Source organism: Polaribacter sejongensis (genome assembly GCF_038024065.1).
In the GTDB taxonomy this organism is placed as follows: domain Bacteria; phylum Bacteroidota; class Bacteroidia; order Flavobacteriales; family Flavobacteriaceae; genus Polaribacter; species Polaribacter sejongensis.
In genome coordinates this window covers 531120-554529 of sequence record NZ_CP150667.1, presented here as the reverse complement: position 1 = coordinate 554529, position 23410 = coordinate 531120, and the positions used below count along the sequence as shown (strand labels likewise).

The 23410-nt window shown below is 30.6% G+C and carries 18 protein-coding genes; 6 read left to right on the top strand and 12 right to left on the bottom strand.

All coding sequences use genetic code 11. The features are described from left to right. Window positions 1-136: 136 nt before the first annotated feature. From fabG to WHD08_RS01930, 9 genes are all read right to left on the bottom strand, one after another. Window positions 137-880: a 3-oxoacyl-[acyl-carrier-protein] reductase gene (gene fabG / locus WHD08_RS01970; protein ID WP_165731136.1), complete on the bottom strand. Its 744-nt coding sequence runs from the start codon at window positions 878-880 to the stop codon at window positions 137-139. Window positions 881-980: 100 nt separating this feature from the next. Beyond that, entirely contained in the window at window positions 981-3950 is a 2970-nt protein-coding gene (locus WHD08_RS01965; RefSeq protein WP_208889426.1) for a M16 family metallopeptidase, read from the bottom strand. Between the two features lie 107 nt (window positions 3951-4057). After that, window positions 4058-4930, bottom strand: coding sequence for a succinate--CoA ligase subunit alpha (gene sucD / locus WHD08_RS01960; RefSeq protein ID WP_165731134.1), 873 nt, complete (start codon window positions 4928-4930; stop codon window positions 4058-4060). A 179-nt stretch (window positions 4931-5109) separates the two neighbouring features. After that, window positions 5110-6030, bottom strand: a complete 921-nt coding sequence (locus WHD08_RS01955) for a UDP-3-O-(3-hydroxymyristoyl)glucosamine N-acyltransferase (RefSeq protein ID WP_208889427.1) — start codon at window positions 6028-6030, stop codon at window positions 5110-5112. Window positions 6031-6103: 73 nt separating this feature from the next. Continuing rightward, the gene (efp, locus tag WHD08_RS01950; protein ID WP_165731132.1) at window positions 6104-6670 is read right to left on the bottom strand and encodes an elongation factor P; all 567 of its coding nucleotides are present in this window, start codon (window positions 6668-6670) and stop codon (window positions 6104-6106) included. A 93-nt stretch (window positions 6671-6763) separates the two neighbouring features. Beyond that, window positions 6764-7549 (bottom strand): acyl-ACP--UDP-N-acetylglucosamine O-acyltransferase, encoded by a 786-nt coding sequence (lpxA, locus tag WHD08_RS01945; RefSeq protein ID WP_165731131.1) that lies wholly within the window; start codon window positions 7547-7549, stop codon window positions 6764-6766. A 3-nt stretch (window positions 7550-7552) separates the two neighbouring features. Next, window positions 7553-8944 carry a bifunctional UDP-3-O-[3-hydroxymyristoyl] N-acetylglucosamine deacetylase/3-hydroxyacyl-ACP dehydratase gene (locus WHD08_RS01940; RefSeq protein ID WP_165731130.1) on the bottom strand — a complete coding sequence of 464 codons (1392 nt, stop codon included), beginning with the start codon at window positions 8942-8944 and terminating at the stop codon, window positions 7553-7555. Further along, on the bottom strand, window positions 8937-9980 hold the full coding sequence (lpxD, locus tag WHD08_RS01935) for a UDP-3-O-(3-hydroxymyristoyl)glucosamine N-acyltransferase (protein WP_165731129.1): 1044 nt from the start codon (window positions 9978-9980) through the stop codon (window positions 8937-8939). Before lpxD ends, WHD08_RS01940 begins: the two co-directional genes overlap by 8 nt. A gap of 45 nt (window positions 9981-10025) precedes the next feature. Beyond that, window positions 10026-11249, bottom strand: coding sequence for an HD domain-containing protein (locus WHD08_RS01930; protein ID WP_165731128.1), 1224 nt, complete (start codon window positions 11247-11249; stop codon window positions 10026-10028). A 269-nt stretch (window positions 11250-11518) separates the two neighbouring features. Between WHD08_RS01930 and WHD08_RS01925 the strand changes: the two genes are divergently transcribed. The 5 genes from WHD08_RS01925 (at window position 11519) to WHD08_RS01905 (ending at window position 19316) form a co-directional block, all read left to right on the top strand. Then, window positions 11519-13072, top strand: a complete 1554-nt coding sequence (locus WHD08_RS01925; protein ID WP_208889428.1) for a bifunctional response regulator/alkaline phosphatase family protein — start codon at window positions 11519-11521, stop codon at window positions 13070-13072. A gap of 306 nt (window positions 13073-13378) precedes the next feature. After that, a complete protein-coding gene (gene tsaE, locus WHD08_RS01920) occupies window positions 13379-13786 on the top strand; it encodes a tRNA (adenosine(37)-N6)-threonylcarbamoyltransferase complex ATPase subunit type 1 TsaE (protein ID WP_208889429.1) in 408 nt (135 codons plus the stop codon). Between the two features lie 7 nt (window positions 13787-13793). Next, entirely contained in the window at window positions 13794-14990 is a 1197-nt protein-coding gene (locus WHD08_RS01915; protein WP_208889430.1) for an alanine dehydrogenase, read from the top strand. A 65-nt stretch (window positions 14991-15055) separates the two neighbouring features. After that, window positions 15056-18892: a choice-of-anchor L domain-containing protein gene (locus tag WHD08_RS01910; RefSeq protein WP_208889431.1), complete on the top strand. Its 3837-nt coding sequence runs from the start codon at window positions 15056-15058 to the stop codon at window positions 18890-18892. Between the two features lie 55 nt (window positions 18893-18947). Then, window positions 18948-19316 carry a DUF4258 domain-containing protein gene (locus WHD08_RS01905; protein WP_208889432.1) on the top strand — a complete coding sequence of 123 codons (369 nt, stop codon included), beginning with the start codon at window positions 18948-18950 and terminating at the stop codon, window positions 19314-19316. 87 nt (window positions 19317-19403) lie between these two features. Here the strand turns inward: WHD08_RS01905 and WHD08_RS01900 are convergent, their stop codons facing one another. Continuing rightward, window positions 19404-20081: a TrmH family RNA methyltransferase gene (locus WHD08_RS01900; protein WP_208889433.1), complete on the bottom strand. Its 678-nt coding sequence runs from the start codon at window positions 20079-20081 to the stop codon at window positions 19404-19406. Window positions 20082-20151: 70 nt separating this feature from the next. Between WHD08_RS01900 and WHD08_RS01895 the strand changes: the two genes are divergently transcribed. Then, the gene (locus tag WHD08_RS01895; RefSeq protein ID WP_208889434.1) at window positions 20152-20835 is read left to right on the top strand and encodes an SIR2 family NAD-dependent protein deacylase; all 684 of its coding nucleotides are present in this window, start codon (window positions 20152-20154) and stop codon (window positions 20833-20835) included. A gap of 694 nt (window positions 20836-21529) precedes the next feature. Here the strand turns inward: WHD08_RS01895 and WHD08_RS01890 are convergent. Together WHD08_RS01890 and WHD08_RS01885 are read right to left on the bottom strand one after the other, a co-directional pair. Beyond that, window positions 21530-21751 carry a VF530 family DNA-binding protein gene (locus WHD08_RS01890; protein ID WP_208889435.1) on the bottom strand — a complete coding sequence of 74 codons (222 nt, stop codon included), beginning with the start codon at window positions 21749-21751 and terminating at the stop codon, window positions 21530-21532. 5 nt (window positions 21752-21756) lie between these two features. Continuing rightward, complete coding sequence (locus tag WHD08_RS01885; RefSeq protein WP_208889436.1) at window positions 21757-23388, bottom strand: aminopeptidase P N-terminal domain-containing protein; 1632 nt, start codon at window positions 23386-23388, stop codon at window positions 21757-21759. Window positions 23389-23410 lie beyond the last annotated feature (22 nt).

Genomic DNA, 23410 nt, shown 5'->3' with positions numbered 1-23410 from the left:
GAATGTTTTAATATTAAAACAAACGAACACCATAAAAATAGTTTCAATCCCCCAAATAGAGTTATCTAAAATCAGAGCATAAAAAAAAGCTTCAATACAGTATTGAAGCTTTTTTATAATTTATAAAGTGTTTACTTTAGTTCATTCCTCCATCTACAGATAAAGTTTGTCCTGTAATATAAGCACTCATATCAGAAGCTAAAAATACACATGCATTTGCAATGTCTATTGGTTGTCCTCCTCTTTTTAAAGGAATACCATCTCTCCAGCTTTGCACTGTTGCTTCATCTAATTTTTCTGTCATTTCTGTTTCTATAAAACCAGGAGCAACTACGTTACTTCTAATATTTCTAGACCCTAACTCTAAAGCAACCGATTTAGAAAAACCAACAATACCAGCTTTTGAAGCAGCATAATTTGTTTGACCAGCGTTTCCTTTAATACCAACTACAGAACTCATATTAATAATAGAACCCGCTCTTTGTTTCATCATTGGACGAATAACAGCTTTGGTTAAATTAAAAACAGATTTTAAATTTACTTCAATTACTTTATCAAAATCGTCTTCAGAAATACGCATTAACAAGTTATCTTTTGTAATACCTGCGTTATTTACTAAAATATCTATAGCTCCAAATTCTTTTAAAACCTCTTTTGCTAATTCTTGAGCAGCATCAAAATCTGCAGCATTAGATTGGTATCCTTTTGCAGAAACTCCAAAAGCTTTTAATTCTTCTTCTAAAGCATTTGCTGCATCTACAGAAGAACTATATGTAAAAGCAACATTTGCTCCTTGCTTTGCAAATTCAATAGCAATTCCACGTCCAATACCTCTTGTTGCACCAGTAATGATAGCAGATTTATTTTCTAATAATTTCATATTAAGTCTTTATTTTTAAAAAAGCAAAGATACTAAAATTAAAAAACTCGTAAACTAATTTAGTTTACGAGTTTATAAGTTAAAAAGAATATTGAAAATCTTATAATTTTACTTCCTGTTCATCTACATAGTTAAATAAATAATCTATTTCTAGCTCTTTTATTTTTCCTAGTTTCTGTAAAGATTCTACATCTAAATCCTTTTTATTACCAATAACCATTACATTATAAGACTCTCCTTTAATATTATTATTAAAGAAATCCTTTAAATCTTCCATGGTCATCTCTTTAATGGTATTGTACATTGCTTCTCTATTATCATTGTCAATTCCTAATTTTTGTAACCTTTCATAAGACCAAAAGATATTAGATTTTGTAATTCTTTGCGCTGCCAATTGTTTTAAAGTAGCTTCTTTTGCTGCTTCAAATTGTTTTTCGGCTTCTGGCATATCATTCATTAATTCCATCATAGCATCTACCGCTTGCTCCAATTTATTAGCTTGTGTCCCCACATAAGCCATTACATAATTTGGAGAATCTTTTTTAGAAGCGTTGCTGTATGAAGCAAAAGCAGAATAAGCTAAAGATTTAGACTCTCTTATCTCTTGAAATACAATCGATGATAAACCGCTTCCGAAATAGGTATTGAACAATGTTGAAGCTGCTATATTTTCTGGATTAAAAGCATCACCTTTTGCTAAAAACATTAATTCTGTTTGCACCATATCATAATCTGTAAAGAACACATTATTCCCCGTCTCTGTTTCTTTATACTCTTTTGCAACAGGATATTCTTTTAAATCTCCAAATATTTTATGATGTGTATTTAATGAAGCTACGGCAGCATCAACATCTTTTCCGTAGTAAAAAATTCGTTGTTTATAATTTTTCATATCCTTAATTAAGGTAACTAACTCTTCTGGATTGATTGCTTTTAACTCATCAATTTGCATGATATCTCTTAACGGAGAATCTTCACCATATTTACCATAATTCATCAAACCATTCCAAAGAATATTTCCTTTTTGCGTTTTTCCGTCCTGACGTCCTTTGTAAATTTTTTCTACATATTTACCATACGCTTCTTTATCCGCTTTAGCGTTATCCCAAAGATGTTCTAATAACTCTAAACCTTGTGGTAAATTTTCTTTTAATCCATTTAAACCAACATAGGTTTTATCATTTGCAGTACTTACGTAATAAGAAATTCCTAATTTGTAAAATTCTTTTTTAAGTGCTTCGTTGGTGTATTTATCTGTACCAATGTATTCCAAATAACCTGCTGCCAAAGACAATTTCTTATCATTATCACTTCCCATATCAAAAATGATATTCATATCAAACAAATCATTTTTTTCATTTAAAACATAAGAAACTTTAATTCCGTTTGCTGTTTCAGACTCTTTAATTGCCGTTTTATAATCTACAAACTTAGGTTGTAAAGGTTTAGAATCAACTTTATTAAAAGCTGTAATAAACTCAGAACTTTTATCTCTATTTAAATGAACTGGAGTAATACCAGGATTGGCAACTTTTACAATATTCTTATCCTCTCCTTTTCTTTTATAAGTAACTACATAATTTTCTTGGTAAAAATTCTTAGCAAAAGCTACTAATTCTTCTTTTGATATTTTCTTTAAATCATCTAAAAACTGAACTCTTTTAGACCAATCTTGTTGATATATAAAAGCATTTACATAAGTATCAGCTAAAGCTGAATTGTCTTCATATTGTCTAGTTTGACTCAATTTTAAGTCATTTACAACTGCTTCAATCATCCAATCTTCAAACTCACCGTTTTTTAATTTTTCTATCTGATCTAATAATAACTCTTTAACTTCATCTAAAGTTTGTCCTGTTTTAGGTGTTCCTGTAAAAGAATGATAACCATAATCATTTAAAAAAGTTGGAGAACAACTTGCTCTTTGTACCAATTGTTTCTGATTTAAATTTAAATCGATAATACCGGCATTTCCGTTTGCCATAATCATATCACAAAGCGTTACCAATTTTTCTTCTTCACTATTAATTCCTTCAGATCTGTAGGCAATAGAAATAGATTCTGATGTTGGTCCAAAAACCTCATTAACTATTGGCGCTGTAATTTTAGCTTCTTTTGCCAATGTTGGATGTTGTAATTCTTTCCTTTCAAATTTACCGAAGCTCTCATTTACCTTTTTAATAGTTGGCTCAAACTCAAAATCACCTACTAAAATAACCGCCATATTATTCGGAACATAATACTTGTTAAAGTAATTATGAATGTCTACCATAGAAGGATTTTTTAAATGATCTGCTGTACCAATAGTTGTCTGTTGTCCATAAGGATGATTTGGAAATAAACCATCTAACATAGCAGCGTAACGTTTTCTAAAATCGTTGTCTTGTCCTCTATTAAACTCCTCAAAAACAGCTTCTAATTCCGTATGAAATAAACGTAAAACTAGCGTACTAAAACGTTCTGCTTCTAAATCTACCCATTTATCTAGTTCGTTCGCAGGAATTTTATTGGTATATACTGTTTGCTCAAACCAGGTATAAGCATTGGTACCTGTTGCTCCTAATGACGCTGTCATTTTATCATACTCATTAGCTACAGAATAATTAGAAGCTTCTAAAGAAACTTTATCAATTTCTTTATACAACGCTAATTTCTTGTCTTCATCTTTTTCGATTCTGTGTTGTTCATACAAATCAGAAATTTTCTCTAAATATTCTTTTTCTTTATCCCAATCTGCAGTACCTATTTTATGAGTTCCTTTAAACACCATGTGCTCTAAATAATGTGCCAAACCTGTAGATTCTTTTGGATCATAATTAGAACCTGCTCTAACAGCAATATAAGTTTGAATTTTGGGTTCATCAGAATTCTGACTTAAATAGACTTTTAATCCGTTTTCTAAAGTGTACAAACGTAAACCTGTTGGATCATTTTCTACAATTTCATAAGATAACCCATTGGTATCTTTTTGTGAAGTTACCTGATAACCCTTTTCTTTCTTAGTGTTAGTATTACAACTTACAGCTGTAACTAACAAAAAGCTAATACATAACATTTTAAGCTCTTTCATAATTTTAATTTTGGTTGAAATAAAAAACTCCGATGAATTTACAAATTCATCGGAGTTTTTATGCTATTTTATTAGAAAACTTTATCAGTTTTTCAATAGAAATCTAATTATTTTAAGACTTTTGCAATCATTTCACCAATTTTAGCTGGAGAACTCACAACGTGAATTCCATTTTCTGCTAAAATTTTCATTTTTGCTTGTGCTGTATCATCAGCTCCACCAACAATTGCACCTGCGTGCCCCATTGTTCTTCCTGCTGGTGCAGTTTGACCTGCTATAAAACCAACAACTGGTTTTCTGTTTCCATCAGCTTTAATCCATTGTGCAGCTTCTGCTTCTAAATTACCACCAATTTCACCAATCATTACAATTGCTTCTGTTTCTGGGTCATTCATTAATAATTCAACAGCTTCTTTTGTTGTAGTTCCAATAATTGGATCTCCTCCAATACCAATTGCAGTTGTAATTCCGTATCCTTGTTTTACAACTTGGTCTGCTGCTTCATATGTTAAAGTTCCTGATTTAGAAACAATACCTACTTTACCTTTTTTAAAGATAAAACCTGGCATAATACCAACTTTAGCTTCGTCTGGCGTAATTACACCTGGACAGTTAGGACCAATTAATCTACAGTCTCTACCATCAATATAAGCTTTTACTTTTACCATATCTGCAGTAGGAATCCCTTCTGTAATACAAATAATCACTTTAATTCCTGCGTCTGCAGCTTCCATAATTGCATCAGCAGCAAATGCTGGTGGTACAAAAATAATAGAAGTATCAGCTCCTACTTCATCTACAGATTCTTTTACAGTATTAAAAACTGGTTTTCCTAAATGCTCTTGACCTCCTTTTCCTGGAGTTACCCCTCCAACTACATTCGTTCCATAATCAATCATTTGACCAGCATGAAAAGTACCTTCACTACCTGTAAAACCTTGAACAATAATTTTTGAATTCTTATTTACTAAAACACTCATTGGTTTGATATTTTATTTTGTTACACAAAAATAGTTTATTGATAGTTTCTAAAAAAGGATTCAAACAAATTATTATCAATAAAAAAGTAATAATTATATGTTTAAGCTCCTTTATTTTTTAGAACAAGATAGTCTTAATGTTTTTATGAGTTTTAATTCTCGAAAAAAAACAATTAAGATTACTTTCTATCTTTTAAAAAACGTTTTATTTCTGCCATTTCTTTTAATTTTTCTCTTGATTCTGAAACTGGAGTTCCGAAATAACTTTTTCCTCCCGCAACAGATTTTGTAACTCCTGTTTGACCAAGAATTATAGCGCCTTTACCTATGGTAATTCCGCTATTTGTACCAACTTGTCCCCAAATTGTTACTTCATCTTCAATAATTACACAACCAGCAATACCTGTTTGTGAAGCTATTAAACATTTTTTTCCAATCTTAGTATCATGACCTACATGAACTTGATTGTCAATTTTTGTACCTTTTCCAATAGTTGTATCTCCTGTAACACCTTTATCTATAGTACAAGATGCTCCTAAATCTACATTATCTTCTAAAACTACTCTACCACCAGAAATCAATTTATCAAATCCTTCTGGTCTGTTTTTATAATAAAATGCATCTGCTCCTAAAACCGTATTCGCATGTATAGTAACATTATTACCAATAACTGAATTATCGTAGATAGTTACATTAGGATGAATTACACAGTTTTTACCAATAGAAACATTGTTTCCAATAAATACATTGGGCTGTATTACTGTGTTTTCTCCAATAATAGCGGTTTCAGAAATACTTGCTTTCGCTGCTATAAAAGGATTAAAATATTTTGTAATTTTATTAAAATCACGAAAAGGATCTTCAGAAATTAATAATGCCTTTCCAACCGGGCAATCAACTTTTTTGTTGATTAATATTGTGGTTGCAGCAGAATTTAACGCCTTGTCATAGTACTTAGGATGATCTACAAAAACAATATCTCCTTTTTCTACAACATGAATTTCGTTGATTCCTAAAATCTCGAAATTTTCATCACCAATAAATGTAGTATCTATTAGTGTTGCTATTTGCTGAAGCGTTTGTGGTTTTTGGAATTTCATAATTTAGTAGGCAGTTTTCAGTAGGCAGTTTTCAGTCATACTGTTTACTGAAGACTGCCTACTGCCAACTTTTTTACTCTTTAATACGTTCTTGATACGTTCCTTTTGTAGTTTCTACCTTAATCTTATCACCTTCATTTATAAATAATGGTACATTTACAGATGCTCCTGTTTCTACTGTAGCAGGTTTTGTTGCATTTGTAGCTGTGTTTCCTTTAACACCAGGTTCTGCATGGGTAACTTCTAAAATTACACTTGCTGGTAAATCTACAGAAAGTGGCATATTATCTTCTGAGTTGATGATAATAGTAACAATTTCTCCTTCCTTCATTAATCCAGGATTATCTAAAGCTGCTTCTAACAAACGAATTTGTGTATAATCTGCTTCATTCATAAAGTGATAAAATTCACCATCATGATATAAAAACTGAAATTTATGAGTTTCTACACGTACATCTTCAATTTTTCTACCTGCAGGAAAAGTATTATCGACTACTTTACCGTTACTAACACTTTTTAATTTTGTTCTTACAAATGCAGGTCCTTTACCAGGTTTAACATGTAAAAATTCTATAATTTTATATATATCGTTGTTGTATCTAATACACAATCCGTTTCTAATATCTGATGTTGTTGCCATATTTTATTGGATGTTTGCCTTTAGTTATTTACTATAAGCAATAGTTGTTAATTTTATTTTTAAGCTTTATAAACGATACTTTACTATAAAAAGTTAGTTCGCTTTAGAATAACCTTTCATAATTCCTCTATGAGATTCTTTAATAAATTGAATAATCTCATCGCGTTCTGGAGTTGCTTCCATTTCTGCTTCTATAATATCAATTGCTTGTGAATTATTATAATTTCTTTGAAAAAGTATCCTATAAATATCCTGAATTTCTCTTATCTTTTCTGTTGAAAAGCCTCTTCTTCTTAATCCTACAGAATTAATACCTACATAAGCAAGCGGTTCTCTTGCAGCTTTTACAAACGGAGGAACATCTTTTCTTACCAAAGAACCACCTGTTACAAAAGAGTGATTTCCTATAGATGCAAATTGATGCACTGCAACCATACCTGCTAAAACAACATTGTCTCCAATAGTAACATGACCTGCTAAGGTTGTATTATTAGAAAAAATACAATTATCACCAACAAAGGTATCATGTGCTATATGACAATACGCCATAATTAAACAATTGTCACCAATTTTGGTTTTCATTCTGTCTGAAGTACCTCTGTTTATAGTAACACATTCTCTAATAGTAACGTTATTACCAATCTCTACAGTAGTTTCTTCATCATTAAATTTTAAATCTTGTGGAATTGCAGAAATTACTGCTCCTGGAAAAATTCTACAATTTTCACCAATCTTAGCACCTTCCATAATAGTTACGTTAGATCCAATCCAAGTTCCAGAACCAATGGTTACATTATTATGAATGGTAGTAAAAGGTTCTATTACTACGTTTCTTGCTATTTTTGCTTGCGGATGTACATACGCTAAAGGTTGATTCATAGTTTATTTTTTTCTAGCAATTTGAGCCATTAATTCTGCTTCTGCAACTATTTTTCCGTTCGCATAAGCATACGCTTGCATGTGGCAAATACCTCTTCTTATTGGGGTAATTAACTCACATTTAAATGTTAAAGTATCTCCAGGTAAAACTTTTTGTTTAAACTTTACTTTATCCATCTTCATAAAGTAAGTTAGATAGTTTTCTGGATCCGGAACCGTGTGTAAAACTAAAACTCCACCACATTGTGCCATTGCTTCAACTTGTAAAACTCCTGGCATTACAGGTGATCCTGGAAAATGTCCCACGAAAAAGTTTTCGTTCATGGTTACATTTTTCATACCAACAACATGTGTATCAGAAAGCTCTAAAATTCTATCAATTAATAAAAATGGAGGTCTATGAGGTAGCACATCCATAATCTGATGAATATCCATTAAAGGAGGTAAATTCAAATCGTATTGAGGAACGTTATTTCTTTTTTCCTGCTTAATAATTTTTGCTAATTTCTTTGCAAATGAAGTATTAATTAAGTGTCCTGGTTTATTAGCAATAACTTTACCTCTAATTCTAATACCAACTAAAGCTAAATCTCCAATTACATCTAATAACTTATGTCTTGCAGCTTCATTAGCCCAATGTAAAGTAAGGTTATCTAAAATACCGTTTGGCTTAACAGCTATATTATCTTTTTTAAATGCAGTTTTTAATTTTTCCATGGTTGCTGCAGACAATTCTTTATCTACATACACAATAGCATTGTTTAAATCACCACCTTTAATAAGGTCGTGCTCTAAAAGCATTTCTATTTCATGTAAAAAACTAAACGTTCTAGCATCTGCAATTTCTGTTTTAAAATCAGAAATCTTTTCTAGATTTGCGTTTTGCGTACCTAATATTTTAGTTCCAAAATCTACCATAGTTGTCACTTGGTATTCATCTGATGGCATTAAAATAATTTCGCTACCTGTAACTTCATCCTTAAAAGAAATAATTTCTTTTACTACATATTCTTCTATATCTGCATCTTGCTCTTGTATACCCGCACTTTCTAATGCTTCTACAAAATATTTAGAAGAACCATCCATAATTGGTGGTTCTGAAGAATCTAATTCTATTAAAAGGTTGTCTATATCTAAACCGACAGCAGCAGCCAAAACATGCTCTGAAGTCTGAATTTGAACTCCATTGCGTTCTAGGTTAGTTCCTCTTTGTGTATTTACAACATACTCTGCTTTTGCCTCAATAATTGGCGCTCCCTCTAAATCTATTCTGCTAAAAGCAAAACCATGATTAACAGGTGCAGGTTTTATAGTCATATTTACAGTGTTACCAGTGTGTATACCTACGCCAGATAAACTTACCTCTTTCTGAATTGTCTTTTGCTTTTTACTCATTTATTATCAGTTTTTGAGACTTCAACTCTTTTTCTATATTGCTAATTTTCGATGCTATTTTAGGTAAATTTCTAAAATAAACCGAACTTTTATTAAAATCTTGTATTTTAAATGCAGGTGAACCATTTACCATCTCATTATCTTTTAAACTTTTAGAGATACCTGCTTGGGCTAATATTTTTACATTATTACCAATTGTTATATGACCTGCAAAACCTACTTGTCCCCCAATCATACAATTTTCACCTATTTTAGTGGAACCTGCAATACCTGTTTGAGCTGCAATTACGGTGTTTTTCCCAATTTCTACATTATGGGCTACTTGTATTTGATTGTCTAACTTAACACCTTCATGTATAATTGTAGATCCCATAGTGGCTCTATCAATTGTACAAGCAGAACCAATATCTACATTGTCCTTTATAATAACATTACCTATTTGAGGTATTGCAGTATATACTCCGTTTTTATCTGGTGCAAAACCAAATCCATCCCCACCTATAACAGACCCAGAATGAATTTTGCAATTGTTACCTATAATTGTTTCAGAATAAATTTTTACTCCAGAAAAAATAACGCAATTATCACCAATAATTGAATTATCACCAATATAAGCATTTGGATAAACCTTTACATTTTCTCCTAAAACCACATTTTCTCCAATATAAGAGAAGGCACCAATATACTCATTAACACCAATTTTTGCCGAATCAGAAATAAAATGAGGATTTTCTCTGCCCATTTTATTATTTTTAACTTCATTGTAAAATGCTAATATTTTAGAAAAAGCTTCATAAGCACTTTCTACTTTTATTAGTGTTACATTCACTTCTTTTTCTGGGACAAAAGTACTGTTAACAATAACTACAGATGCATTTGTAGAATATAAAAAAGATTTATATTTTAGGTTAGAGAGAAAGGTTAGTGAACCTTTTTCTCCTTCTTCTATTTTAGATAATTTAGAAACTTCTACATCAGAATTACCAACGATGTCACCTTCTAAAATATCTGCTATTTGTTGTGCTGTAAATTTCATTAAGCGCAAAAATATAAAATTTATAGTGATTTGGCTAATCTCATTCTATTTTGGATAACAAATAAAGTATTTTATTACCGGATTTGTAAGCGCTTGTAGATTTAATTGATCTGACGCTTTGGCGATATCTCTTAGTTTTCCCTTTTTATTCAGAATAAAAATAGGTTTTTCTTGCTGATATGCTTGATTTTCGATTTTTTTGGTGAAAACAAAATATTTTACTTCGTTTTCTGAAAGCTCCAATTTTTTTGAAACTTTATTTATTTTTTTATTCAATTTTGCAACTTCAAACTCCTTTTGTTGAATTTCTATACGCAACAATTTTCTATCAACAATCATCTTAGATAATAAAGATAAAATTTTATCACTATGATTTGTCCATTCTTTTATGGCAGACATTACATCATAATCATCCAGTTTAGAAAACATTTCTAAAGTTTCATCAGTAAAATTGTCTTGCGATATTTTTTTATATAGAAAATAACGTAAAGAAGTACTTGCAAATAATTCTACTCCATTATCTGCCAATTCTTTTGCTCTTTTTAAAACATTAACCAGCATATTTTCTGCTACCAAACCTGTTTTATGTAAATATACTTGCCAATACATTAAACGTCTGGCAATTAAAAAGTTTTCTACAGAGTAAATCCCTTTACCTTCAATAACCAATTCATCATCCTTTACATTCATCATAGCAATTAACCGATCCGAAGAAATATTACCTTCTGTAACACCTGTGTAAAAACTGTCACGTTTTAAATAATCTAATCGATCTATATCTAATTGACTCGATATAAGCTTGCACAAAAACTTTCTAGGATATTTTCCTTCAAATATTTCGATGGCTACATCTAACTTTCCGTTAAATTCATCATTTAACTTTTTCATAAATTTTAATGAAATTTCTTCATGAGAAATGCCATTTACAATACTATGCTCTAAAGCATGCGAGAAAGCTCCATGACCAATATCGTGCAATAAAATTGCTATATACAAACCATTTTCTTCTTCTTCAGAAATTTCTACTTGCTTAAAACGTAAAACTCTTACTGCTTTTTGCATTAAATGCATACAACCAATGGCATGATGAAAACGGGTGTGATTAGCTCCTGGATATACCAAGTTAGAAAACCCCATTTGGGCAATTCTTCTTAAACGTTGAAAATAACGATGTTCTATTAAATCAAAAACTAAAGTATTTGGTATTTGTATAAACCCATATATAGGATCGTTCAAAATCTTTAATTTATTATGTTTTTTATTCTTCAAATGAGTGTTTTTATCAATCTATGGCAAATTACAAATTAATGCCACGTACTAGCAAATTTAAAGTTTTAGTTTTTTCTGAAAGCAATTATATTTAGAAAAAAGAAACTTTGCTAATAAAATAAGATTAATAGTCTTATTTCTATTAATAAATGACGAATTCATTTATTAATAGATATCCCAAAATTGGCAATATTTTATCATTTTTAAAACCTAAAAAGTATAACTTTTAATTACTTTTATACTTAATTGTTAAAATGATAAACAAAAATATGAGCAGTATACAAATTTTATGGGTAGATGATGAAATAGAGTTATTAAAACCGCACATTCTTTTTTTGGAACGTAAAAATTATAAAGTAACTACTTCTACCAATGGTGCAGATGCTATTGATTTAGTAGGTGAACAAAATTTTGATATCGTTTTTTTAGATGAAAATATGCCTGGATTAACAGGACTAGATACACTTGCAGAAATTAAACAAATACACGCAAATTTGCCTGTTGTTATGATTACAAAAAGTGAAGAGGAATATATAATGGAAGAAGCAATTGGTTCTAAAATTGCAGATTATTTAATAAAACCTGTAAACCCTAGTCAGATTTTATTAAGTTTAAAAAAGAATTTAGACCATTCTCGTTTAATATCAGAAAAAACCACTTCTAACTATCAACAAGAATTCAGAAAAATTTCTATGGATTTAGCCATGGTAAATTCTTATGAAGAATGGATAGATCTTTACAAAAAACTAGTGCATTGGGAACTAGAATTAGAGAATATTAGCGACCCTGGAATGTTAGGAATTTTAGAAAGTCAAAAACAAGAAGCCAATAGTCAGTTTTTTAAATTCATCAAAAAAAATTATGAAGATTTTCTAACAGCACACGATAAACCTACTTTTTCTCACACACTTTTTAAAAACTATGTGGTGCCAGAATTAAGTAAAGACCAAGGAGTTTTATGGGTTGTAATAGATAATTTACGTTACGATCAATATAGAATTTTAGAGCCTTTAATAAACAATCATTACAAAAAGGATCAAGAGCATTCTTATTTTTCTATTTTACCAACAGCAACACAGTACGCTAGAAATGCAATATTTTCTGGATTAATGCCTTCTGAAATGGAAAAACGTCATCCAAATTTCTGGAAAAATGACACTGATGAAGGCGGAATGAATTTGTTTGAAAATGATTTCTTAACGGCACAAATAAAACGTTTAGGTTTAGATATTACACACGAATATTATAAAATAACCACCTTAAAAAACGGTAAAGAATTAGCTGATAACTATAACGGAACCAAACAAAACGACTTAACAGCTGTGGTGTATAATTTTGTAGATATGTTGTCTCATTCTAAAACTGAAATGGAGGTTATAAAGGAATTGGCAGGAGACGATAAGGCATACAGAAGTCTTACGTTAAGCTGGTTTAAAAACTCACCATTGTTCGAAATCATACAAAAAGCACAACAATTAGGTCAGAAATTAATTATTACCACAGACCACGGAACCATCAATTGTAAAAACCCAACAAAGGTAGTTGGTGATAAAAATATTAGTGCCAATTTACGTTATAAAACAGGTAGAAGTCTTTCTTACGAAGATAAAGATGTCTATGCAGTAAGAAATCCAAAAGACATTTTCTTACCAACTGTAGCTATGAATAGTCCGTTTATTTTTGCCAAAGAAGACCTATTTTTTGCGTACCCAAATAACTTTAATCACTTTGTTAAATACTACAAAAACACGTATCAACATGGTGGAGTTTCTTTAGAAGAAGTTATTATTCCATGTGCCGTTTATAGTCCGAAGCAAAAGTAGTTTACAACAGCAGTAAAAGTTATATGGTTTCAATTATTAGAAGCTATTTCCTGCTTTCACTACTCGCTTTTATTGCCTAAAAAAGCAATAAAGAGCTCAAACAAACCTTTCAATCAGGGCTAAACTTGTTTGCTAACACAATTAATTATAAAAATAGTCTGACAGATTTAAACTACTTGTCAGACTTTTTTCATTTAACAAATTGAGCAATACAAATATAGTCTCTCCTACTTCATTTATAAAGTTTAAATATTATTGACTGTAAACAATAACTGATTACTGAATACTTTTTATATTTTTGTCTTTATGAAAAAAAATTACTCTTTAGAAGATTTATCTGAAGTTGCAGCAGAGATTATTACATCCGCAGAAAATAAAACATTGTTATTTTACGGGCAAATGGGCGTTGGTAAAACAACTCTTATTAAAGAAATCTGCAAACAATTAGGTGTTTTAGACAACATCTCCTCTCCTACTTTTTCTTTAGTTAATGAATATCAGACTACAAATAGTGAAAAAGTTTTCCATTTCGATTTTTACAGAATTACAGACGAGGAAGAAGCGTTAGACATGGGAATTGAAGAATATTTAGATAATAATGATTGGTGTTTAATAGAATGGCCAGAAAATATAGAAAATTTACTACCTTTAGAGGCTGTTCAAATTTATTTGACTATTTCAAATGACGAACAACGAAACATTCAACTAAAATAACCTAACTATGAGTTCATTTTCTCCTTTCAGTAAAGAAGAATTGCTTCCGCAAGAAGAAATGTTGGAAATTAAAAGGCAAAAAGGAGAACTATTTATTGGTTTGCCAAAAGAAACCTATTTAGGTGAAAAACGAGTTTGTTTAACTCCAGATGCCGTTTCTGCATTATGTGCTCACGGACATAGAGTTGTCATAGAAACAGGTGCTGGAGACCATGCAAATTATGCCGATAGAGAATATTCTGAAGCAGGTGCAAAAATTTCTTACGATGTAGAAGAAGCTTTTAAATGCAATATTGTTTTAAAGGTTGCTCCACCCACTGAAAGTGAAATCGAATATATGAATCCGCAAACAATTCTAATTTCTTCGCTACAATTAAAAACTCAAAATAAAAAATACTTTGAGTGTTTGTCTAAAAAACGAATTACTGCCGTTGCTTTCGATTATATAAAAGACGACCATAATACCTACCCTATTGTAAAATCTTTAAGTGAAATTGCTGGTACCGCTTCTGTATTAATTGCGGCAGAACTAATGAGTGGAATTAACAAAGGAAACGGACTTTTATTAGGTAACATTGGCGGTGTTCCACCTTCTAGCGTGGTTATTTTTGGTGCTGGAACAGTTGGTGAATACGCAGCAAAAACCGCTATTGGCTTAGGTGCAAGAGTAAAAGTTTTTGATAATTCTATTAGTAAATTACGAAAATTACAAGATTCTTTAAGTGCACCAATTTACACTTCTACACTTCAGCCAAAATCGGTTGCAAAAGCATTAATGCGTGCAGATGTAGCAATTGGAGCTATTAGAGGAAAAAATAGATCGCCCATTTGCGCTACAGAAGAAATGGTAGAAACCATGAAAGAAGGAGCTGTAATTATAGATGTTAGTATAGATAGAGGTGGTTGTTTTGAAACCTCTAATGTTACTACACATAAAACACCTACCTTTATAAAACACGGGGTTGTACATTATTGTGTACCTAATATTCCTGCTCGTTATGCAAGAACAGCTTCTTTATCTATTAGTAATATTTTTACCCCCTATTTATTAAATATTGCTGAAGAAGGTGGTTTCGAAAACGCCGCTCGTTTTGATAAAAGTTTACGAAACGGAATGTATTTTTATCACGGAATTCTTACGAACAAAACAGTTGCCGATTGGTTTGATTTACCGTTTAGAGATATTAATTTATTAATTATTTAACCTTCCCCCTCAAATTAACCTTCCCTCATAACATCAATATTTTTCTATTATAAATATTTATTAGTATGAAACATTTAACTTTTAAAACAAGTAACCCAAATAGGTTTTTTAAATCTATCATTTTTGTTGCTACGTTACTACTTACATCTTCTATTTTTTCTCAAACAGTAACTATAGATGATACCAAAACAGCAGAAGAACTTGCTAATCAACTTATAGATAATTCTTGTATCAACCTCTCTAATGTTGGAATTTCTTCAAGTAAATCTGTTGCCACTTTTAATAATAACGGTGGAGATTTTCCTATTTCAGAAGGAATTATTATAAGAACAGGTAATGCTAAAGATACAGAAGGACCTTTTACCAATACTAAATTAAGTAGTGAAATAACTGTAAAAGGAGATTCAAATTTACAAGCAATTAGCAATGCTGAAGGAGGCACATCTGATATAACCGATGTAGGTTCTTTAGAGTTTAACTTTACTCCTGTTGGTAAAAAATTTAGTTTCAAATATATTTTTGCATCTAATGAATATGGAGAATTTCAGTGTGAAGGTAGAGACCTTTTTGCAATTATATTAACAAATATAGAAACAGGAGAATCTTTTAACCTAACAACTCTTCCTGATAATACAAATGTATCAGTTAAAAATATAAGAAATACTTCTAATAATATTTTATGTAGCTCTAACAATGAAGCTTTATTTGATACATATTACGCGACTCCAACTACAAGCTCTAACATAAATATGAGGGGGTTTAGTAAAGTTTTAACTGCTTCTACCGACGTAATTCCAAACAATGAATATAAAATAAAGTTTGTTATTGGAGATTATGGTAATTCTGATTTTGACTCTGCTGTTTTTATAGAAGCCGGAAGCTTTAACAATACCTTAGATTTAAGAAAAGATAAAGAACTTTGCAATGGTGAAAATATTACTGTCGATTCTGGTTTTTTAAAAACAGATAATTTTAACTTTGTATGGACAAAAGATAATACTCCTTTAACTACTGAAACCGGAACAAAAATAATTATTGATAGTCCTGGTACATATGGTTTAACAATTACATCTTTAACAGATGCAACTTGTCTATTAAGAGACAACATAGAAATAACCACTATTAATGCAACACAACCTGAAGATGTTAATATTTGTAGTAATGATACTATTATTAATATACCAAATGAAGTAGAGGGACAAATATTAGACAGTGTAGATCCTTCTAATTATTCTATTTCTTATTTTACTACTGAGAGCGATGCTAACAGTAATGCAAACCCAATACCAAACCCTACAAATTATCAAACAACAGTTAATACGTTTACACTTTGGGCTAGAGTATCTATAAACAGCACTAATTGTTTTGATATTGTTAGTTTTAATGTTAGCATTAACCCTTTACCATTAGTTGACAACTTACCAGATGCTTATGTCTGTTTAGAATATATATTACCAACACTAACAAATGGTGAATATTATACGCAATCAGAAGGACAAGGAACAAAATTGGATGCTGGAACTCCTATTACAGTAAATAATACGACTATATATATATTCAATAACAATGCAAATGATTGTTCCGAAGAAAGTTCTTTTAAAGTATATATTGCCAATGATTTCGATATAGCTTTAAAATACTGTGAGTTTTTTAAAATACCAAGTACTCCTTTAGGAAAGTTTTATAAAAACGAAAATGGAGTAGATGAAATTGTACCTGGTACAGATTTAACAGCAGATACAACTGTATATTTTTATTCTGAGTTAAATGGTGAAGTTTGTAGTGAAAAGAAATTCGAATTAACCATTACTCCCTTACCTCTAATAGATACATTAACAGACATAGTTACTTGTGACCCTGTAACATTAGCACCTTTAACAAACGGAAGGTATTTTACAGGAAACCTAGGAACTGGTACTGAGTTTTTTGCAGGTGATATAATAACTTCTAGTAAAAATTTATACATCTATAATATAGATGAAGAATCTGGCTGTGAAAAACAAAGTGATGAGTTTTTTAAAATAACAATTATAAATCCTGATGATTTTATAGATGTTACATCTTGTGATAACTACATATTACCCAATAAAAGTGTTGGAGAGTATTACACAGATAGCACTCGTAGTGTTATAATACCATCAGGAACAGTTATTACAGCGTCACAAACAGTTTATTATTATGCAGACGAGGTAACAACTAGCACTAATTGTACAGGCTACGAGTTCTTAATTACAATTAACCCACTACCAGAAGTAGATCAATTACCAGATTTAACAAATTGTATAGATGATTTGCCAATACTACCAACTTTAGTTAATGGTAATTACTTTACAGGCAGAAATGGTACAGGTACACCATTATCTGCAGGTGATACAATAAACAGCACACGAACAATTTATATATATAATAAAAACGCAACTACTGGTTGTGATAATGAAACAAGTTTTAGAGTTACAATTAAACCACTACCAACAATACAAACTATTTTTAGTTTTTCTGTATGTGAACCTTATACTTTACCAACATTAAGTTTTGGAGCAAAGTTTTTTACGCAAGCAGACGGACAAGGTACCGAATTGTTTCCTGGTGATGTTATAGAAGAAACTCAACAGATTTTTATCTATAATCAAGATACAGAAATTACAACTTGTGCAAATCAAAAAGATTTTACAGTAACTATTTTAAATATAGAGGTAGATGAACTTGATGATGTAAAAGCTTGTGAATTTTACACATTAATTCCACTAGTAAAACCTGGAAATTATTATACAAATGCAAATAAAACAGGACTTTTAAATGCTGGAGATAAAATTACAACAACTCAGACCATATATATTATTGGAGATGATACTAGATTTTTTCCTTGTCAAAATTTAAGCTTTTTTGAAGTTAATGTTTTTTACGAACCAAATTTAACGGACTTAGGAGTTGTAGATGATCTTGAAAAATGTGGTTCTCTAATATTACCTAGCATCACTAACCCAGATATAACTGTAGAATATTACAGAGATTTAAATAGAACAGATTTAATACTTCCAACAGAATATACAATAACAGATGCAGGAACACAAACAATCCATGTACGTGCTTATCCTACAGAAAACCCAGATTGTTATTCAGATGGTAGTTTTTCAATTACAGTATATCCTCTATTAGAGATTTATGCAAAAGGTGGTGCTATTTGTATTGACCCAACTACTAACGAAACCAATAATCCTTTTTTAATAGAATCAAACATAGATACAAGCATTTATGATGTAAAATGGTACTTAGAAGGTGATCAATTAAACACAACTTCTGTTGCTAATTGGAGCGCTGTAAAAACAGGAACTTACACAATAGAAGCTACAAGAATAAACCCAATTAATATTAATGATTGTGATTACAGTCCAATAGAAGTAGTTATAGAAAGTTCTAATCCAGAATTTGAGGTTAATTTCTTATCAGATAACTTTTCTGATTTATATGCTATAGAAATTGTAACAATTAATGAAGGTTTAGGTAACTATACCTATTCTTTAGATGCTGTGAATTTTCAAACTTCTAATATATTTCAAAATATTAAACCTGGTATTTATACAGTAACAGTTAGAGATCTTACTACGATTTGTAATGATATACAAATTGAGTTTACAGCCTTAAATAATCCTACTTATTTTAACCCAACTAATGATACTTGGAATATTACAGATTTAAAAGATGACCCAACAGCAACCATAGATATTTTTGATAGATTTGGTATACACATAAAAACCATAAAACCGAGTGGAGAAGGTTGGAATGGTTCAAGTAGTAACGGAAATAAAATGCCAAGTACAGATTATTGGTATATATTAAATTATACAAATGTAGATGGAAACCCTGCTATTTTTAGATCACATTTTTCTTTAATAAGAAAATAAGTAATATTATTTAAAACTGATTAAAAGGCTTAAATTTGCACTTTAAAATTATACAATGCTCATTAAACGAATAGGATATTATTTAGTCGGTTTATCATTAGGTTCTGTTGCTGTGTATTTTTTCTGGCAAAAGAAACAAGCTACATTTGATTATGGAATGGATGCTAGAACACTAAAGTCTATCAGAATTAAAGAGCGTTTATATTCTGATGATGCCAAAAACGCAATGCATAAATTTGATATTGATTCCTTAAAAATAAATACTATTTTACATACAGGTGATGTTGATTTTGGAAAAAGCAAACCAAGACAAGAACCTTGCCCTGAATATTATATTACAGGGACTAAAGACTTAGAAAAAGTAAGTTTATTAGTGAAACGTTGCGAATCTACCGCTACTATTGAAAAAATAATAGTGGAGTAATCATATTTTTTTATCTATAAATTGACAAAAACGATCTATACTTCTTAATAAAAAAGTCCTTTCTATTAAAATAGAAAGGACTTTTTTTTATTCAGTTTTTAAATTTTCATGATAATATTTCTCAATCTTATCTACATTTTTTATCGTTTTCTTAACCCAATTAAAATATAAAACATCTTTTTCTTCTTTAGTTAATTGCCAATCTACAGAAGAACTTCTTAATTTTGTGGTTACGTCTTGTAAAATAATAGCGGCAGCAACAGAAATATTCAAGCTCTCTGTAAAACCTACCATTGGTATTTTTAAAAAACCGTCTGCTTGTTCTTTTACATAATCCGAAACTCCCTCTGCTTCTACTCCAAATACAAATGCAGATTTTTTAGTAACATCAAAATCTTGTAACAAACAAGAATCATTATGTGGCGTTGTTGCTATAATTTGATATCCTTGTTCTCTTAAATTATCTAAACAAGCTTTGGTGTTATCTCCGTCTTTTTTATATCGTCTAGAAGTCACCCATTTTTGAGAACCTTTTGCAACATGCCTAGAAACTCTATTGGTATATTTATTTTCTATGGCATGCACATCTTGTACTCCAAAAATATCTGCGGTTCTAATAACGGCACTTGCATTATGAGGTTGAAAAATATCTTCTAAAACCACCGAAAAATGACGCGTTCTATCTTCTAAAACCTTTTTAAAAAGGTTTTTTCTTTTATCTGTTAAATAGGTTTCAAAGTAATTTAATAGTTTTTCATCAATCATAAATACAAACTTAATTTTATTATTTTTACCTTCATTAATATTTTATAAAAATACAAAAACGGATTTTCTAATGAAAAGATTAGTTGTTTTAACTGGAGCAGGAATTTCCGCAGAAAGCGGGATACAAACATTTAGAGATGCAGACGGATTATGGGAAGGACATAATGTTATGGATGTTGCTTCTCCGGAAGGTTATGCTGCAAACCCTGAATTAGTTTTAAACTTTTACAACGAACGTAGAAAACAACTGTTAGAAGTTACACCAAATAAAGGTCACGAAAATTTAGTGGCTTTAGAAAAGGATTTTAATGTAGAAATTATCACACAAAATGTAGATGATTTACATGAACGTGCAGGCAGTAAAAACGTAACGCATCTACATGGAGAACTTTTAAAAGTGAGAAGTTCTATTGATGAAAATATGGTTATAGATTGGAAAAAAGATTTAATTTTAGGAGATTTATGTCCTAACAAAAGTCAATTAAGACCTCATATTGTTTGGTTCGGAGAAATGGTACCGATGTTAGATAAAGCTATCGAAATCACTAAAAAAGCAGATATTCTGGTGATTATTGGCACTTCTATGCAGGTATATCCAGCTGCTGGTTTGGTAGATTATATAAAACCGAATACTCCTATTTATTTTATAGATCCTAAACCTGCGGTTTCTAAGGGGCGTTTTAATAATTTAACCATTATTGAGGAAGTTGCTAGTGTTGGAACAGAAAAACTGATGGAGTTATTGAAAGGTTAAATCAACTTTTCAAAATTGCTGATTGTAATTGTCATTATAACTAGATGTATTTAGATTCCTCTTTTTTTAGCTCCGCAAGCTACTTTCAATCAAAATATCTTTTGATTTCAGTAGCATTCGGAATGATATTTTTAAAATATCCAATAACACTTAGAATAAAACTAATTAGTCAAATTTTAGTTTTTATAATTTGTTTATCCTTTATTTTCTAACGATTGTCATTTCGAAATGAGTTTTTTCGCCTTTCGACTTTGCTCAAGATAAACTAATGAGAAATCTAACAAATATAGACTTACAAAATTGCATAGCCTTATGCGATTTCTCCCAAAAGGACGAAATAACAAAACTGACTGTTTTAACTTCTAACGCCTGTCATTTCGAAGTTAGCCTTTTTCACGATTGAGAGATCTCATAACAGTGAAACCACAAAACGAAGCATCCTTATGCAATTTCTCCCAAAAGGTCGAAATGACAAACTGTGTAAAAATACTTATACTTACTGCTTTATTGAGATTTAAAAGCAACTAATTAAACACTAAAAGTCAGCAAACAAGTCTAGCCCTGATTGAACGGTATGTTTGAGCTCTTTTTTACTGTCAGTTCGAGTGAATTTGTGAAGAATGAGCAAATTTGTATCGAGAACTAGCAGTAAAAAAAGCGAGTAGTGAAAGCAGGAAATAGCTTCTAATAAATATTAATCAATCATGTTTTTTAAGTAAAACTGCTCTACTTTTTCTCTTGCCCAAGGTGTGGTTCTTAAAAATTTTAAAGAAGACTTATAGGTTGGATTATTTTTAAAGGCGTTTATATTTAAACTGTATCCTAATTCCTCCCAACCATATTCTAAGAAAAGTTCTTCTAACATAGTGGCTAATTTTATACCGTGTAACGGATTTTTTGGTTGTTCTGTGCTCATAATTATTAATCTAAATTTGGCAATACAAAATCATCTAAAACAGATTTTTTCGCCATGATTCCCTCTATTTCTTTAACGGTTCTGGGTGCTTCTTCAGATAAATTTATAGGACCCTTTTTAGTCACTAAAATATCATCTTCTATTCGAATACCTATTCCCCAATATTTTTTATCGCAATTACTACCTTCTGGAATATAAATTCCGGGTTCCATAGTAACAATCATATTTTCTTCAAAGTTATTATAATTTCCTGGATCGTGCACATCTAAACCAATATGATGCAATACTCCATGTGGTAAATAGTTGTGTCTTTCGGTGATAGATTTTATAATTCCGAGTTGAAACAAGCCTTCATTAATCACTTTAATCGCTGCCATGCTTGGCGCACTCATTGGTTCACCTATTTTATACAAGGCAATTCCTGCTTCTTGCGCTTTATAGACAATATTATAAATTTCTTCTTGTGCTTTTGTGAATTTTCCGTTGGCAGGAATTGTGCGCGTTACGTCCGCTGTGTATCCTCTATATTCCGCTCCTAAATCCATTAAAACTAAATCGTTGCCAACTTTAGTTTTATTATTTTCGATATAATGCAAAATGCAACCGTTATTTCCGGCACCTACAATAGACGGATATCCTTCGTATTCAGCCCCATATTTTTTGTACACAAATTCATGAATTCCTTGCAATTCCGTTTCCGACATGTGCGGTTTCATTGCCTTCATCACCTCTATTTGTCCAACAGCAGAAATTCGCACTGCTTTGGTTAGTAACTTCACTTCTTCAGCAGTTTTAACCTCTCTCATGGTTGCTAAAGTATTGGTTATAAAGTAAAAGTTGAAGTTATTATTCTTTTTAGCGATTAACCTTATGAAGATTTTTTTCTGATAATCTTTTAATTCATTATCATTTTTTGCTTTTGCAAAATTGGTAATTAATTGGTCGTTTTGTAACTCTGGAAAACGAGTAAGATCTTCATTTATCTTTTTAGAAAGCTCAATCATATTTTTATCAGGAACATTTGCAATCTGATTATATGCCTTCTCTAGGTTTTTAGATGAAAATTGAATATCATTAAAACCTGATTTTTCCTTAAAACTTGTTACTAAATCATAAATCTCTGCATTATTTCTAGATGAATTTCTGTAATCATCCTTAAATTCTGTAATAAAAACCTTATCAAATTTCTTAAAATCAATTTGTGACGCTATAAAATCTTCTGCATTCATTGTGGTATTAAAACCTAATTCTGCTGCTGCTTTTTCTGCCCCCAAACGTTTTCCGTACCACATTTCTGCTCTCGCATCCTTTTTTTGTACATATAAAACCTCGTTATAAGAATTTCCTTTTTCATCTGTTTGAAACTCAGAAAACAATACTAAAACTGCATTTGGCTCTCTATAACCGGTTAAATAATAAAAATTTGGATCTTGATGAAATACATAATCTACATCGTTTGCTCTGTTTCTTACAGGGTTTGCAAACACAACAGCCAAAGAGTTTTTTGGCATTTTAGAACGTAAAATAGCACGTCTTTCTTTATGAAATTCTTTTGGTAAATAATCTGTAGGAGTTTGCGCAATACTATTTAAGGTAAATAGCAAAAAAGTGACAAATAAAAAGTTAAAAACTTTCATAAGGGTGGTTTTATAATTGAGA

Coding starts and splice junctions, on each gene's coding strand:
- fabG (WP_165731136.1), bottom strand. CDS start 880: ATGAAATTATTAGAAAATAAATCTGCTATCATTACTGGTGCAACAAGA.
- WHD08_RS01965 (WP_208889426.1), bottom strand. CDS start 3,950: ATGAAAGAGCTTAAAATGTTATGTATTAGCTTTTTGTTAGTTACAGCT.
- sucD (WP_165731134.1), bottom strand. CDS start 4,930: ATGAGTGTTTTAGTAAATAAGAATTCAAAAATTATTGTTCAAGGTTTT.
- WHD08_RS01955 (WP_208889427.1), bottom strand. CDS start 6,030: ATGAAATTCCAAAAACCACAAACGCTTCAGCAAATAGCAACACTAATA.
- efp (WP_165731132.1), bottom strand. CDS start 6,670: ATGGCAACAACATCAGATATTAGAAACGGATTGTGTATTAGATACAAC.
- lpxA (WP_165731131.1), bottom strand. CDS start 7,549: ATGAATCAACCTTTAGCGTATGTACATCCGCAAGCAAAAATAGCAAGA.
- WHD08_RS01940 (WP_165731130.1), bottom strand. CDS start 8,944: ATGAGTAAAAAGCAAAAGACAATTCAGAAAGAGGTAAGTTTATCTGGC.
- lpxD (WP_165731129.1), bottom strand. CDS start 9,980: ATGAAATTTACAGCACAACAAATAGCAGATATTTTAGAAGGTGACATC.
- WHD08_RS01925 (WP_208889428.1), top strand. CDS start 11,519: ATGAGCAGTATACAAATTTTATGGGTAGATGATGAAATAGAGTTATTA.
- tsaE (WP_208889429.1), top strand. CDS start 13,379: ATGAAAAAAAATTACTCTTTAGAAGATTTATCTGAAGTTGCAGCAGAG.
- WHD08_RS01915 (WP_208889430.1), top strand. CDS start 13,794: ATGAGTTCATTTTCTCCTTTCAGTAAAGAAGAATTGCTTCCGCAAGAA.
- WHD08_RS01910 (WP_208889431.1), top strand. CDS start 15,056: ATGAAACATTTAACTTTTAAAACAAGTAACCCAAATAGGTTTTTTAAA.
- WHD08_RS01905 (WP_208889432.1), top strand. CDS start 18,948: ATGCTCATTAAACGAATAGGATATTATTTAGTCGGTTTATCATTAGGT.
- WHD08_RS01900 (WP_208889433.1), bottom strand. CDS start 20,081: ATGATTGATGAAAAACTATTAAATTACTTTGAAACCTATTTAACAGAT.
- WHD08_RS01895 (WP_208889434.1), top strand. CDS start 20,152: ATGAAAAGATTAGTTGTTTTAACTGGAGCAGGAATTTCCGCAGAAAGC.
- WHD08_RS01890 (WP_208889435.1), bottom strand. CDS start 21,751: ATGAGCACAGAACAACCAAAAAATCCGTTACACGGTATAAAATTAGCC.
- WHD08_RS01885 (WP_208889436.1), bottom strand. CDS start 23,388: ATGAAAGTTTTTAACTTTTTATTTGTCACTTTTTTGCTATTTACCTTA.